Annotated in this window: 12 protein-coding genes; 8 read left to right on the forward strand and 4 right to left on the reverse strand. The window is 57.0% G+C overall.

Annotated features, from left to right (window positions below):
- The first annotated feature begins 21 nt into the window (after positions 1 to 21).
- From QLG09_RS13140 to QLG09_RS13150, 3 genes are all read left to right on the forward strand, one after another.
- Positions 22 to 1,563, forward strand: coding sequence for a peptide MFS transporter (locus QLG09_RS13140; RefSeq protein ID WP_025203468.1), 1,542 nt, complete (start codon positions 22 to 24; stop codon positions 1,561 to 1,563).
- Positions 1,564 to 1,628: 65 nt separating this feature from the next.
- Positions 1,629 to 2,663: a Gfo/Idh/MocA family oxidoreductase gene (locus QLG09_RS13145; RefSeq protein ID WP_047743072.1), complete on the forward strand. Its 1,035-nt coding sequence runs from the start codon at positions 1,629 to 1,631 to the stop codon at positions 2,661 to 2,663.
- Between the two features lie 52 nt (positions 2,664 to 2,715).
- Positions 2,716 to 2,937: a zinc ribbon domain-containing protein gene (locus QLG09_RS13150; protein WP_025203470.1), complete on the forward strand. Its 222-nt coding sequence runs from the start codon at positions 2,716 to 2,718 to the stop codon at positions 2,935 to 2,937.
- On the opposite strand, the gene QLG09_RS13155 is transcribed toward QLG09_RS13150, so the two are convergent.
- The 3 genes from QLG09_RS13155 to xseA all read right to left on the reverse strand — a co-directional run bounded on the left by QLG09_RS13155 (position 2,934) and on the right by xseA (position 5,750).
- Positions 2,934 to 3,284, reverse strand: coding sequence for a protealysin inhibitor emfourin (locus QLG09_RS13155; protein ID WP_020883037.1), 351 nt, complete (start codon positions 3,282 to 3,284; stop codon positions 2,934 to 2,936). The genes QLG09_RS13150 and QLG09_RS13155 overlap by 4 nt on opposite strands.
- Positions 3,285 to 4,304, reverse strand: coding sequence for a M4 family metallopeptidase (locus QLG09_RS13160; RefSeq protein WP_014171157.1), 1,020 nt, complete (start codon positions 4,302 to 4,304; stop codon positions 3,285 to 3,287).
- A gap of 72 nt (positions 4,305 to 4,376) precedes the next feature.
- Positions 4,377 to 5,750, reverse strand: coding sequence for an exodeoxyribonuclease VII large subunit (gene xseA, locus QLG09_RS13165; RefSeq protein WP_049022414.1), 1,374 nt, complete (start codon positions 5,748 to 5,750; stop codon positions 4,377 to 4,379).
- A gap of 162 nt (positions 5,751 to 5,912) precedes the next feature.
- Here xseA and guaB point away from each other — a divergent pair, with 162 nt between their 5' ends.
- Positions 5,913 to 7,379 (forward strand): IMP dehydrogenase, encoded by a 1,467-nt coding sequence (gene guaB, locus QLG09_RS13170; RefSeq protein WP_020883040.1) that lies wholly within the window; start codon positions 5,913 to 5,915, stop codon positions 7,377 to 7,379.
- 67 nt (positions 7,380 to 7,446) lie between these two features.
- Entirely contained in the window at positions 7,447 to 9,024 is a 1,578-nt protein-coding gene (gene guaA, locus QLG09_RS13175; RefSeq protein WP_014171154.1) for a glutamine-hydrolyzing GMP synthase, read from the forward strand.
- A gap of 57 nt (positions 9,025 to 9,081) precedes the next feature.
- Here guaA and QLG09_RS13180 read toward each other — a convergent pair whose 3' ends face one another.
- Positions 9,082 to 9,912 (reverse strand): MurR/RpiR family transcriptional regulator, encoded by an 831-nt coding sequence (locus tag QLG09_RS13180; RefSeq protein WP_032680493.1) that lies wholly within the window; start codon positions 9,910 to 9,912, stop codon positions 9,082 to 9,084.
- Between the two features lie 278 nt (positions 9,913 to 10,190).
- Between QLG09_RS13180 and QLG09_RS13185 the strand changes: the two genes are divergently transcribed.
- From QLG09_RS13185 to iolG, 3 genes are all read left to right on the forward strand, one after another.
- On the forward strand, positions 10,191 to 11,696 hold the full coding sequence (locus QLG09_RS13185; RefSeq protein WP_047955952.1) for a CoA-acylating methylmalonate-semialdehyde dehydrogenase: 1,506 nt from the start codon (positions 10,191 to 10,193) through the stop codon (positions 11,694 to 11,696).
- 11 nt (positions 11,697 to 11,707) lie between these two features.
- On the forward strand, positions 11,708 to 13,633 hold the full coding sequence (gene iolD / locus QLG09_RS13190) for a 3D-(3,5/4)-trihydroxycyclohexane-1,2-dione acylhydrolase (decyclizing) (protein ID WP_049022412.1): 1,926 nt from the start codon (positions 11,708 to 11,710) through the stop codon (positions 13,631 to 13,633).
- Between the two features lie 300 nt (positions 13,634 to 13,933).
- On the forward strand, positions 13,934 to 14,920 hold the full coding sequence (gene iolG / locus QLG09_RS13195) for an inositol 2-dehydrogenase (RefSeq protein ID WP_025203474.1): 987 nt from the start codon (positions 13,934 to 13,936) through the stop codon (positions 14,918 to 14,920).
- Positions 14,921 to 14,951: the final 31 nt, after the last annotated feature.

The following is a 14,951-nucleotide window of genomic DNA, read 5'->3' on the forward strand; positions in this document are numbered from 1 at the left end:
ACATACCTTCCTGGGAGAATTATGCAATCCTCTGTTAATCAAAAAGAAAGCCGAACGTTCTTCGGCCATCCTTATCCGCTCGGTTCGCTGTTCTTTACCGAGATGTGGGAACGTTTCTCGTTTTACGGCATTCGCCCATTACTGATCCTGTTTATGGCCGCCACCGTGTATGACGGCGGGATGGGGCTGGCACGTGAAAACGCGTCGGCAATTGTGGGCATCTTTGCCGGCACCATGTACCTGGCCGCACTGCCGGGTGGCTGGCTGGCGGATAACTGGCTCGGCCAGCAGAAAGCCGTCTGGTACGGATCCATCCTGATTGCGCTCGGCCACCTGTCGATTGCGCTCTCGGCCATCATGGGCGATAACCTGTTCTTTATCGGCCTGATGTTCATCGTGCTCGGTTCTGGTCTGTTTAAGACCTGTATCTCGGTCATGGTGGGGACGCTGTATAAAAAAGGCGATGCGCGTCGTGACGGCGGTTTCTCGCTGTTCTACATGGGCATCAACATGGGCTCGTTTATCGCGCCGCTGATTTCCGGCTGGCTGATTAAATCTCACGGCTGGCACTGGGGCTTCGGCATTGGTGGCATCGGGATGCTGGTTGCCCTGATCATCTTCCGCGTGTTTGCCGTTCCGGCAATGAAACGCTATGACAGCGAAGTGGGGCTGGACTCGACCTGGAATAGCCCGGTGGTGAAAAGAAACGGCGTGGGCGCATGGTTGCTGGCGCTGGCTGTGGGTGTGGCGGTTATCGTTACGCTGATCGCGCAGGGTGTGATTGTGATTAACCCGGTTGCGGTAGCCAGCGTGCTGGTTTACGTGATTGCGGCGTCCGTTGCCCTCTACTTTATCTACCTGTTCCTTTTTGCGGGCCTGAATCGTAAAGAGCGTGCCAGACTTCTGGTCTGTTTTATTCTGCTGGTCTCCGCTGCGTTCTTCTGGTCCGCCTTCGAGCAGAAGCCAACGTCATTCAACCTCTTTGCCAACGACTACACTAACCGCATGATCGGTGATTTCGAAATCCCGGCGGTATGGTTCCAGTCGATTAACGCTCTGTTCATCATCCTGTTGGCACCGGTATTCAGCTGGGCCTGGCCGAAACTTGCCAGCATGAACATTCGTCCGAGCAGTATCACCAAGTTTGTTATTGGTATTTTGTGTGCCGCCGCAGGCTTTGGTCTGATGATGCTGGCTGCGCAGAACGTACTGAATAACGGTGGCGCGGGCGTGTCGCCATTCTGGCTGGTGGGCAGCATCCTGATGCTGACGCTGGGGGAACTGTGCCTGAGCCCGATTGGTCTGGCGACCATGACGCTGCTGGCACCGGAAAGAATGCGTGGGCAGATGATGGGCCTGTGGTTCTGCGCAAGTGCGCTGGGCAACCTGGCGGCAGGTCTGATTGGCGGTCACGTGAAGGCCGACCAGCTGGATATGCTGCCGGATCTCTTCGCACGTTGCTCCATCGCGCTGCTGATTTGTGCCGCGGTGCTGATCGTCCTCATTGTTCCGGTACGTCGCATGCTGGAAAATGCGCAGACTAAACCGGCCGCTAACGCCTGATAACGCCTTGCTCGTCAATACCGGGGCAGGCGTTTGCCCCGGTAATTTACTCGACGAGGTAGAAGATGCTGTTAGGGTTTGTTGGTCTTGGCGCGGTGGTGGAAACCGCGTACTTACCCGCACTACACAATCTGTATGGCGATTCACTGCACTGCCTGGGTTTTGATGTTCAGCCAGGCAGACACCCTGAAGGCGTAACGCGCTGCGCCTCTCTCACCGAACTTCTCTCGCATCCTCTTGATACCCTGTTTATTACCACGGCTTCTCTGCAGCATCTTGAGGTGCTGGAGCACGCCCTGGCGTCTCCTGTGGTGCGGATCGTGGTTGAAAAACCCATCGTCGCCACGCTCGCGCAGCTCGAAAAACTGAACAGACTGCTGGCGTTGCCCGGTGCGGCGTCCCGTGTGCTCGCACTTGACCACTGGATGGCGCGCCTCGCAACGGTTCAGCTTGGGCTGATCGGGACTTTTGCTGATATCGCCAGAATTGACGGTTTTTTGCAGGAACCGAGCGGGTTTAACGCAAAAGGAGAACCTGTCGCGCTTAACTTCGCGACGGGTGAAGTGGACACCCGCACGCTTCGCCATCCTGACGGCGTTATCCTGGACATCGGCACGCATGTGCTGGCGATGCTGCGTGAAACGGTGCGTTATCTGGGGGGCGGGGATGATATGACGCTGCAGGTGGTGGCCGCTACTGACCGGCTTGGGCGTGAGATCAAACAGGGCGATCTCACCACGGCAGAGGGCCGCGCTCATCTTCGCGGGCAGCTTAGTGGCATTCCGGTGGAGATTTGGCTCAACAAATATGCGGGACCGTCAGGCGGGCAAAAAGGGTTACGGCTGTATCTGCATGACGGGCGCGTCATAAGCCACGATCGTCACGGAGCAGAAGATGTGCTCGTGCTGACGGACGGCGATCGGGTTCAGCGCTGGCATATTCCAGGCACGATTTATATGCACTGCCTGGCAGAGCGCATTCTGGGGCAGAAAAGTCTTTTCGAATGTGACCCGGAAGAAGTGAGCCGGACGACACGCCGTCGAATGGCGGAAGTAGAACTGCTGCTGACCTTACAGCAACAGCTGCGTGGCCCGCACTGAGTGCTGCGTGTTAATATCAACGTATTACAGAATGCCCAGCAAAGGAGTCATCATGTCGATTACCTGCCCGGATTGCCACGCAGAGCTTGAAGTGCAAAATGGCGTCGCCCACTGTGAGCACTGCGATAAGGATATCGCGCTCGAAGCCCGCTGCCCGGAGTGTCATCAGCCACTCCAGGTCTTAAAAGCCTGCGGTGCGGTGGATTATTTCTGCCAGAACGGCCACGGCCTGATTTCGAAAAAGCGCGTGGAGTTTGTCCCGGCTGAAGCTTAATCACACACGCAGCCTTCGCCTTTCTGCCATAGCTCGACCAGCGACTCAGGGGCTTCCTGCTCAGGCACCAGCACAATCATATCGGTGTACTGGGCCTGATTGTGCTGAGTCCAGATTATCTGGATGCGAAAATAACGCTGATCGCCACTCCCCGGCGAGGTGGGTTCACCCGGCGGCTGGCCGCGTGGAAATGCCTGCTCCAGGATGCTTACCACGCGCTGACGCTGGGCCTCATTGAGTGAAGAAAGCGTAATGGTGCGTTGGCCGCTTAGCTTAGGGATAAAAGCGACGCCGCCTTCCCGGGCCAGCTCAACGACGGCGTCATCTGTGAGTTCCGGAACCTGCATTTACAGCACTCCCACCTGTTCCCAGGCTTGTTTTATCGCAGCTGCCACGTCACCACCGGACCGTTTCTCGCCGTGGGCAACCGTCAGTTTTGCGAAGGCCTCAAAATCGGCATCTTGCGCCAGGTGACGGTCGCAAACTGTGTCGTACCAGGCATATCCCGCTTTTTCCCAGGCATGACCCCCAATCGCCTTCGCGGCCAGATAAAACGCCCGGTTGGGAATACCTGAATTCAGGTGTACGCCGCCGTTGTCTTCGCGCGTTTTGATAAAGTCTTTCATGTGCCCAGGCTGCGGGTCTTTACCGAGCAGAGGATCGTCATAGGCGGTGCCGGGCGCTGACATGGAGCGCAGCCCTTTGCCGTTAATACCGTCTGCCAGAAGCCCCTCACCAATCAGCCAGTCGGCTTCATCGGCGGTCTGTTTGAGGTGGTACTGTTTGACCAGCGAGCCAAACACATCTGACAATGATTCATTCAGTGCGCCAGACTGCTCAAAATAGATAAGCCCGGCTTCGGTCTCGGTGACACCGTGGCTTAGCTCGTGGGCCACGACGTCAATGGCAATGGTAAAGCGGTTAAATATTTCGCCATCGCCATCGCCAAAGACCATCTGCTGACCATTCCAGAAGGCGTTCTGATATTCCCGGCCATAGTGCACGGTACCGGTCAGGATGAGGCCTTTATTATCAAGCGAATCGCGCTGATACATTTTCCAGAAGAAATCATGGGTGACCCCCAAATAATTGTAGGCTTCATCAACGGCCACATCGCCATTTGACGGCTGGCCCTCATAACGCACCTGAGTACCCGGCAGCTCCTGCGTCTGTCTGGCATCGTAAATATCACGCTCCAGTTGACCGGCTTTATTGACGTGCGGCGCGGCGGGTTTGCCCGGCATATGCGCCATGAGCGTTTGCACATGCGTTAATGTCTGACGGGCGCAGCGCTGCTGCGGCTCAGAGCCACTTTCGATAATGCGACGAAGAATATAGGGGGGAATGACGCTGTGAAGATAAGACATGCTGCTCTCCTTAGTTCGGGCAAGGCCAGATAAAAGGGAATAGCAGCAGTATAGTTTGTAACCGACGAAGAATTATCCGGTTTTTCGCTGGCGCGTTTTTTTCACCGGTTTAATCTCTTTCACTTCGCTCTCCACCCAGCCGTCTGACAGACGGGTGGTGAGAACATCTCCGGCTTTCACCTGCTTCGTTTGCTTCAGCACTTTACCGTCGGTGGCGGTCGTTACGCTATAGCCTCGTGCCAGCGTCGAGAGCGGGCTGACCGCCTCGAGGTGGGTCACGGCGTTGCCAAAGCGTTCACGTGTGGTGCTAAGACGTGCGCGGATAGTGTCTGCCAGTCGATACTCAAGCTGTTGGATACGCGTTTGCGCGCGATAAATCTTTGGCTGTGGGTTCTGCTGGTTCAGGCGCTGAGTAATACGCTGCTGGCGCGAGACCGCGCGCTTGAGCTGAATATCCAGTGCGACGTTCATTCGCTGACGCAGACGCTCCAGCACGGTTTGCTGACGGGCCAGCCGCAATTGCGGATGCTGCTGTTGCAGGCGATGATGAAGCTGGGTAAACCGGCGCGTCCGGTTGGCCAGAAAATAGTCCATCGCCATTTCCAGACGTTGCCGACCATTCTGCAGCTGACGCAGCAGCTCCAGCTGATTGCGGCTCACCACTTCCGCGGCTGCGGAGGGCGTTGGCGCGCGTAAATCCGCCACAAAATCAGCTATCGTCACGTCCGTTTCGTGGCCGACGGCGCTGACGACCGGGATCTGGCTTGCGAAAATGGCCCGTGCCACGCGTTCGTCGTTAAAGCTCCACAGGTCTTCCAGCGAACCGCCGCCACGCCCGACAATCAGCACGTCGCATTCCTGACGTGCGTTTGCAAGTTCAATGGCGCGGACAATCTGACCCGGTGCGTCATCACCCTGAACAGCGGTCGGGTAGATGATAACGGGCAGGGACGGGTCGCGGCGTTTGAGGACATGAAGAATATCGTGCAGTGCCGCCCCGGTTTTTGACGTAATCACCCCAACGCAGTGGGCAGGTGAGGGGAGCGGTTTTTTGAACTGCTGCTCGAACAGACCCTCTTGCGAGAGTTTGTCTTTTAGCTGTTCGTATTTCTGCTGCAACACACCTTCGCCCGCAGGCTGCATACTTTCGACGATGATTTGGTAATCGCCGCGCGGCTCATACAGGGTGATATTGGCACGAACCAGAACCTGCTGACCATGCTGAGGGCGAAACGTCACGCGGCGGTTGCTGTTGCGGAACATTGCACAGCGCACCTGAGCGGCGTCGTCTTTTAATGTGAAGTACCAATGACCAGATGAAGGCTGCGTGAAGTTAGAGATTTCACCGCTGATCCAGACCTGCCCCATTTCCTGCTCAAGCAGCAAACGAACCGTCTGATTAAGGCGGCTGACAGTAAAAATTGAGGGGGATTGAGTGGATAACATGTGAGCGGGATCAAATTCTAAATCAGCAAGTTATTCAGTCGATAGTAACCTGCTGAGAGGGGAGTGCAAGGTTTTTTTATAAAAAAGTGTGGATGCAATCGGTTACGCTCTGTATAATGCCACGGCAATATTTAACCACCCACCAGGTCAGAGATATTGCCCATGCTACGTATCGCTAAAGAAGCACTGACGTTTGACGACGTCCTCCTCGTTCCCGCTCATTCCACCGTTCTGCCGAATACTGCCGATCTCAGCACGCAGTTGACGAAAACGATTCGCCTGAACATTCCTATGCTCTCTGCGGCAATGGACACCGTGACTGAAGCGCGCCTGGCTATCGCCCTGGCACAGGAAGGTGGCATCGGCTTTATTCATAAAAACATGTCTATCGAGCGTCAGGCTGAAGAAGTTCGCCGCGTGAAGAAACATGAATCCGGCATCGTGTCTGACCCACAGACCGTTCTGCCAACCACCACCCTGCACGAAGTGAAAGCCCTGACCGAACGTAACGGTTTCGCCGGTTACCCGGTTGTCACCGAAGATAACGAACTGGTGGGCATCATCACCGGTCGTGACGTGCGTTTCGTGACTGACCTGAACCAGCCTGTCAGCGTATACATGACCCCGAAAGAGCGTCTGGTGACCGTCCGTGAAGGCGAAACCCGTGACGTCGTGCTGGCTAAAATGCACGAGAAGCGCGTTGAGAAAGCACTGGTTGTGGACGCGAACTTCCACCTGCTGGGCATGATCACCGTTAAAGATTTCCAGAAAGCAGAACGTAAGCCTAACGCCTGTAAAGACGAGCATGGCCGTCTGCGCGTAGGTGCTGCCGTTGGCGCGGGTGCAGGTAACGAAGAGCGTGTTGACGCGCTGGTGGCTGCGGGCGTTGACGTACTGCTGATTGACTCCTCTCACGGCCACTCCGAAGGCGTTCTGCAACGTATTCGTGAAACCCGTGCGAAATACCCAGACCTGCAGATCATCGGCGGTAACGTTGCAACGGGCGCAGGCGCTCGCGCACTGGCTGAAGCAGGCTGCAGCGCGGTGAAAGTCGGTATCGGTCCTGGCTCTATTTGTACCACCCGTATCGTGACTGGCGTAGGCGTTCCGCAGATCACCGCGGTATCCGACGCGGTTGAAGCGCTGGAAGGCACCGGTATTCCGGTTATCGCTGACGGCGGTATCCGCTTCTCTGGCGACATCGCGAAAGCGATAGCTGCAGGTGCTGCAGCCGTCATGGTTGGCTCCATGCTGGCCGGTACTGAAGAATCCCCGGGCGAAATCGAACTCTACCAGGGCCGTTCTTACAAATCATACCGTGGTATGGGCTCCCTGGGCGCGATGTCCAAAGGCTCTTCCGACCGTTACTTCCAGAGCGATAACGCCGCTGACAAACTGGTACCGGAAGGTATCGAAGGCCGCGTTGCCTATAAAGGCCGCCTGAAAGAGATCATTCACCAGCAGATGGGCGGCCTGCGCTCCTGTATGGGTCTGACCGGCTGTGGTACCATCGACCTGCTGCGTACTAAAGCGGAATTCGTACGCATCAGCGGTGCGGGTATCCAGGAGAGCCACGTTCACGACGTGACGATCACCAAAGAGTCCCCGAACTACCGTCTGGGCTCCTGATAAATTTCCGCGCCCGGCTCATGCCGGGCGCTCTGTATTTGTTTCACTTGCCTCGGAATTAGCGTCAATGACGGAAAACATTCATAAACATCGCATTCTCATCCTGGACTTTGGTTCTCAGTACACTCAACTGGTGGCGCGTCGCGTGCGTGAACTGGGCGTTTACTGTGAACTGTGGGCATGGGATGTCACGGAAGCACAGATTCGCGAATTCAATCCAAGCGGCATCATCCTGTCCGGCGGCCCGGAAAGCACCACCGAAGAGAACAGCCCACGCGCACCGCAGTACGTGTTTGAAGCGGGCGTGCCGGTATTCGGCGTTTGCTACGGTATGCAGACTATGGCCATGCAGCTGGGCGGCCACGTAGAAGGGTCTAACGAGCGTGAGTTTGGTTACGCGCAGGTTGAAGTCGTCACCGACAGCGCGCTGGTTCGCGGTATCGAAGACTCCCTGACCGCAGACGGCAAACCGCTGCTGGACGTGTGGATGAGCCACGGCGACAAAGTCACCGCCATCCCGTCTGACTTTGTGACCGTTGCCAGCACCGATAACTGCCCGTTTGCGATTATGGCGAACGAAGAAAAACGCTTCTACGGTGTGCAGTTCCACCCGGAAGTGACCCACACCCGTCAGGGTATGCGCATGCTGGAACGCTTCGTGCGTGATATCTGCCAGTGTGAAGCACTGTGGACGCCAGCAAAAATCATCGACGACGCCGTTGAGCGTATCCGCCAGCAGGTTGGCAATGACAAAGTGATCCTCGGCCTGTCCGGCGGTGTTGACTCCTCTGTCACCGCGATGCTGCTGCACCGCGCAATCGGCAAAAACCTGACCTGTGTATTCGTGGACAACGGTCTGCTGCGTCTGAACGAAGCGCAGCAGGTTATGGATATGTTCGGCGACCACTTCGGTCTGAACATCATTCACGTGGAAGGCGAGAAGCGCTTCCTCGACGCGCTGGCCGGCGAGAACGATCCGGAAGCGAAACGTAAAATCATCGGTCGCGTCTTCGTTGAAGTGTTCGATGAAGAAGCGCTGAAGCTGGAAGACGTTAAATGGCTCGCGCAGGGCACCATTTACCCTGACGTGATTGAATCTGCGGCTTCTGCAACCGGTAAAGCACACGTTATCAAATCTCACCACAACGTGGGCGGCCTGCCGAAAGAGATGAAGATGGGCCTGGTTGAACCGCTGCGTGAGCTGTTCAAAGATGAAGTACGTAAGATCGGCCTGGAACTGGGTCTGCCATATGACATGCTCTACCGTCACCCGTTCCCGGGTCCAGGTCTGGGCGTGCGTGTGCTGGGCGAAGTGAAGAAAGAGTACTGCGACCTGCTGCGTCGCGCGGACGCTATCTTCATTGAAGAGCTGCACAAAGCTGACCTGTACAACAAAGTGAGCCAGGCGTTCACCGTGTTCCTGCCGGTGCGCTCTGTCGGCGTGATGGGCGATGGCCGTAAGTACGACTGGGTTGTTTCCCTGCGTGCGGTAGAAACCATCGACTTCATGACCGCGCACTGGGCGCACCTGCCATACGACTTCCTGGGCCGCGTCTCTAACCGCATTATCAACGAAGTGAACGGTATCTCCCGCGTGGTGTATGACATCAGCGGTAAGCCACCGGCTACGATTGAGTGGGAATGATTTTCCCCTGATATCACCCCAAACCCTCTGCTTGCGCAGGGGGTTTTTTATTCTCCGTTACTTCCCACTGCCCAGCCGATATGCCAGCGCTACCACCAGCGACTGCACGAGGCACAGCGTCGCCGACTGCGAGCGAAACGCGTCAACCTGCGCCTCTTTCACCACAAAACAGAGATCGCTGAAGGTGGCCAGCGGGCTTATCTGGCTGTCGGTGATCACAATCTGCCGCGCGCCGACGCTGGCGGCGGTTTCGCTGACCATCACCGTCTCTTCCGCATACGGCGAGAAGCTGATCGATACCACAATATCCTGCGCCTTGATGCGGTTGATCTGCTCACGCAGCATCCCCCCCATACCGTCGAGCAGAATAGGGCGGCACTCCAGGTGGCTCAGGGCGTAGGTCAGATAGGCGGCGACGCTAAACGAGCGGCGTAACCCGGCGATATAGATTGTGTCGGCTTCGGCCAGCAACTGCACGGCGCGTTCCAGCATCTCCGGCTCGGCGCGGGCAGCCAGCTGCTGGAGGGCCTGCGCATTTGAACGGGCGAACTCCTGCAGAATATCGAGCGGGGTTTCCGGGACGGCCTGACTTTCCATTTCGCGAAACAGCCGGGCGCGGTCACTGTAGCTGGCGGTCTCTTCCACCAGGTTCATACGAAACAGCTGTTTCATCTCGTTGAAGCCGGTGAAGTCAAAAGCATTGGCAAAACGGATCAGCGTTGACGGCGGCACATCGGCACGCTCGGCAATGACGGCGACCGTATCAAAGGCCACGCTGTTGGTATTATCCAGCACATAGCGGGAGACCTGCTGCAGCCTCTTGCTCAGGCTATCGTAGCGATCGCGGATTTGCTGCTGCAGCTCATTCAGGCTGGTTGCTGTGGTCATTTTACCCCCTATGCATAGTTTTATGATTCTAAACGCAAAACCGCGTCTTTTAAATGCCGGCCGTCCATCTGGCCTCAAAAATGAAACAGAAGCTTCACGCTTTTCAACGCCTGAAATGCCTTAATAGCGCAGGCTGCACCGGTGATGGTGGCTGTTAACATAAAAATCCATCCTTGATCACAATAATCATCATTTATTTTATTTCAACTTAAAATGGAATATTTGTTTCATATATAGTGTTCAGGTAACAGTCACGTATCAACAGCGAGAGGTTAAGGATGGAGACGGTAGCGAATTTTATTCATGGCGAGTGTGTCACCGGTTCAGGCCAGCGCGTTCAGGCAATCTTCAACCCGGCCACCGGAGAGCAGATCCGCCAGGTGGTGATGAGTACGGCACAGGAAACCGAACAGGCGATTGCCGCAGCACAGCAGGCTTTTCCTGGCTGGGCGCGTCATTCTCCACTTAAACGCTCACGCGTGATGTTCCGCTTCAAAGCGCTGCTGGAAGAGAACATGGAGCGCCTGGCCCGCATCATCAGCGAAGAGCATGGCAAAGTCTTCTCCGACGCGGTGGGCGAGCTGACCCGCGGCCTGGAAGTGGTGGAGTTTGCCTGCGGCATCCCGCATCTGCAAAAAGGTGAGCACTCCGCTAATGTCGGCACCGGTGTCGACAGCCACTCGTTGATGCAGCCGCTCGGCGTATGTGCCGGGATCACGCCGTTTAATTTCCCGGCAATGGTGCCGATGTGGATGTTCCCTATTGCGCTGGCCACCGGCAACACGTTCGTGCTGAAACCGTCGGAAAAAGATCCCTCTCTGGCGCTCGCGCTGGCAAAACTGCTGAAAGACGCCGGCCTGCCTGACGGCGTGTTTAACGTGGTGCAGGGTGATAAAGAGTCGGTTGACGTGCTGCTGACTGACCCACGCGTGCAGGCTGTGAGCTTTGTCGGTTCAACGCCGATCGCCCAATACATTTACGAGACCGCCTCCGCCCACGGTAAACGCTGTCAGGCACTGGGCGGGGCAAAAAACCACTGCATCTTAATGCCGGATGCCGATATGGATATGGCGACGAACGCGATTATGGGCGCTGCCTTCGGCGCGGCGGGAGAACGTTGCATGGCGCTGTCGGTGGTGCTGGCAGTGGGGGATAACACTGCTGATGAACTCTGTTCCCGGCTGGAAAAACAGATTGCCGCGCTGCGCGTCGGACCGGGTCTGGACCAGACGCCAGAGAACGAAATGGGGCCGCTTATCTCCTCGGCACACCGTAACAAAGTGCTGGGCTATATCGACAGCGGGGAAACTCAGGGAGCCCGCCTGCGCGTGGATGGCCGTGGGTTCAGCGTGAAAGGCCACGAGCAGGGCTATTTTGTTGGACCAACGCTGTTCGATAACGTCACGCCGGAGATGACCATTTATAAAGAAGAGATTTTCGGGCCGGTACTTTCTGTGGTGCGTGTTGCAGATTACAGCAGCGCGGTGGACCTGATTAACCGGCATGAATATGGTAATGGCTCGGCAATATTTACCCGTGACGGTGGCTGCGCGCGCCGCTTCTGCGAAGAGGTGCAGGCGGGGATGGTTGGGGTGAACGTGCCGATCCCGGTGCCGATGGCGTTCCACAGTTTTGGTGGCTGGAAGCGTTCGATCTTTGGTGCGCTGAATGTCCACGGCAACGACGGCGTGCGTTTCTACACCCGAATGAAAACCATCACCGCACGCTGGCCGGAAATGCAGCAGGAGACTGGCGCTGCGTTCTCCATGCCGACGCTGGGCTGACAGGAGGTTTTATGCAAACCGAACGTATGACCATGGCTCAGGCCCTGGTCAGATTCCTTAATCAACAATATGTCTCCATTGATGGACACGAAACGCCCTTCGTGGAGGGCGTGGCGACCATTTTTGGTCACGGCAACGTGCTGGGTATCGGCCAGGCACTGGAGCAGGATCCTGGCCACCTGCAGGTGATGCAGGGGTGTAACGAACAGGGCATCGCCCATATGGCGACCGGATTCGCCAAACAGCATCGCCGTCGGCGCATTTTTGCCGTCACCTCATCCGTCGGGCCCGGCGCGGCTAATATGGTGACGGCCGCGGCGACCGCCACCGCGAACCGCATTCCGCTCCTGCTGTTACCAGGGGATATCTATGCCAGCCGCCAGCCCGATCCGGTTTTGCAGCAAATCGAGCAGTACCACGATCTCAGTATCAGCACCAACGACTGCTTCCGTCCCGTTTCACGCTACTGGGACCGCATTAACCGTCCGGAACAGTTAATGAGCGCGATGTTAAATGCGATGCGTACGCTTACTGACCCCGCAGCGACGGGGGCAGTGACCATTTGCCTGCCGCAGGACGTGCAGGGCGAAGCCTGGGATTATCCCCTGAGCTTCTTTGCGCGTCGCGTGCATCACATTGAACGCCGTCCGCCTGACCCCCAGCGTCTGGCCCAGGCACAGGCGTTGATTGCCCGTAAACACCGTCCGCTGGTGGTGTGTGGCGGGGGCGTGCGTTATTCCGGCGCGCATGAGGCATTTCGGGAATTTGTCGAGACGCTGCAACTGCCGTTTGCCGAAACCCAGGCCGGAAAGGGGGCGCTGGTAAGCGATCATCCCCTTAATCTGGGGGGGATCGGTGTGACGGGCGGAATGGCCGCTAACCAGCTTGCACCCAGGGCGGATTTGGTGATTGGCATCGGCACGCGCCTGACGGACTTTACCACCGGCTCCAAAGCGCTCTTTTCCCATCCGGACGTCGAGTTCCTGCTTTTAAACGTCGCCGAGTTTGATGCCGTGAAACTGGATGCCACGGCGCTGATTGCCGATGCGCAAACCGGGCTGCACGCGTTAACGCAGGCGCTCCCGGCGTACCGAAGCCACTGGGGAGAGGAGATCGCTCAGGCGAAATCTGCCTGGCATGCGGAGTGCCAGCGCTTATGGGGCCGTCAGTGGCATCCCGACGATGCGCCTGAAGTGGCAGGGCACCTTGATGCGCAGCTGGCGGAATACGGTGAGGCGCTCAACACCCGCCTGACCCAGACGCGGGTGCTGGGGCTTATCAATCAACATATCGAAGATAACGCCATCGTTGTGGGCGCGGCCGGATCGCTGCCCGGAGATTTACAGCGCCTCTGGCAGGTGAAGACGCCGGACAGTTATCACCTGGAGTACGGCTACTCCTGCATGGGGTATGAGATTGCGGCGGCGATAGGCGCGAAGCTTGCCAGCCCGCATCAGCCGGTTTACGCCATGGTGGGGGATGGCTCCTACATGATGCTGCACTCCGAGCTACAAACCGCGGTGCAGGAGGGGATCAACGTCACCGTTTTGCTGTTTGATAATGCCAGCTTCGGCTGCATTAATAACCTGCAGATGGGGCACGGGATGGGGAGCTTCGGTACGGAAAACCGTCATCGAAATCCAGATTCAGGCCGGCTTGACGGGCCGCTGGTGAAAGTCGATTTCGCCCAGAACGCGGAAAGCTACGGCTGTCGCGCGTGGCGGGTCCACGACGAGCAGAGTCTGCTGGTGGCGCTGGAGGCGTCGCGGGCGCATCCTGGCCCAACGCTGCTGGATATCAAAGTGCTGCCGAAAACCATGACCCATGATTACGCGTCATGGTGGCGAACCGGTGATGCGCAGGTCGCGGGATCGCCTGCGGTGCGCAAAGCCGCCGAGCAAACCCAGGCGCAGGTGAAAAAAGCACGCCAGTATTAAGTATTTCCCGCCATAACGAAATTTTCATTTCATTTTCCCCTCACCCTAACCCTCTCCCCAAAGGGGAGAGGGATGGTGTGGTGCACTCTTTTCTCCCTCGCCCCTTTGGGGAGAGGGCAGGGGTGAGGGGTTAGTAGCACCTTCTTCCATGTTGTGAGATTGATAACAAAATTTATCTCAATCATCTCAAAAGTGTTAACCCGCACTCAAAAATATAATTTTCACTATTTATAAAAATGAAATAAATGTTTTATTTAAGGGGTCGTTAGTTCACAGCATTCACCAACACCGGGAGCCGTTATGTTTAACATTGCTTTACTGGGCGCTGGCCGAATTGGCCAGGTACATGCAGCTAACATCGCCAGCCACAGTGAGACCACGCTCTGGTCTGTGGTCGACCCGAATCAGGAATTTGCCACCCGCCTCGCCACGCAATATCAGGCTCGTCTGCAGAGTCTGGAGGACGCGATGAGCGACCCAAACGTTCATGCCGTGCTGATCGCGTCTGCGACGGATACCCACGCGGATCTGATTGAGATGGCCGCCCGCCACGGCAAAGCGATCTTCTGTGAAAAGCCGGTACACCTGGATCTTGCCCGCGTGCGCGACTGCCTGAAAGTGGTTAACGAGTACAACGTACCGCTGTTTATCGGTTTTAACCGCCGCTTTGACCCGCAGTTTCGCCGGGTCAAAACCGAGGTGCAGGCCGGGCGGATCGGTAAGCCCGAATCGCTGCTGATTATCTCCCGCGACCCGTCCCCGCCACCGGCGCAGTATGTGCGCGTTTCCGGCGGTATGTTCCGCGACATGACCATTCACGATTTTGATATGGCGCGCTTCATCATGGGCGAAGAGCCTGTGTCGGTGTATGCCCAGGGCAGCAATCTGGTGGATCCGGCGATTGGCGAGGCGGGGGATATCGATACCGCGTTTATCGTACTGAAGTATGCCTCCGGCGCGATGGCGACCATCGTCAACAGCCGCCGCTCTTCTTACGGCTACGACCAGCGCCTGGAACTGCACGGCTCAGAAGGCCTGCTGTGCGCGGGCAATATTCTTGAAAATCAGGTGCAGCACTACGGCAAACAGGGCTGCACCGGCGCGCTGCCGGAACACTTCTTCCTGCAGCGCTACAAATCCGCTTACGCCGCGGAATGGGAACACTTTGTTGCGGTGCTGCGCGGCGAAGCGACGCCTGACTGTAGCGGCGATGATGGTGAACGTGCGCTGTACCTGGCGGATAAAGCGCTGGAATCCCTGCGTAGCCAGCGTGAGATCGTCCTCTAAACACAACAACCCTACACAGAGAGACATAATA

This window comes from Enterobacter sp. V89_11 (assembly GCF_029967775.1).
GTDB lineage: Bacteria > Pseudomonadota > Gammaproteobacteria > Enterobacterales > Enterobacteriaceae > Enterobacter > Enterobacter ludwigii.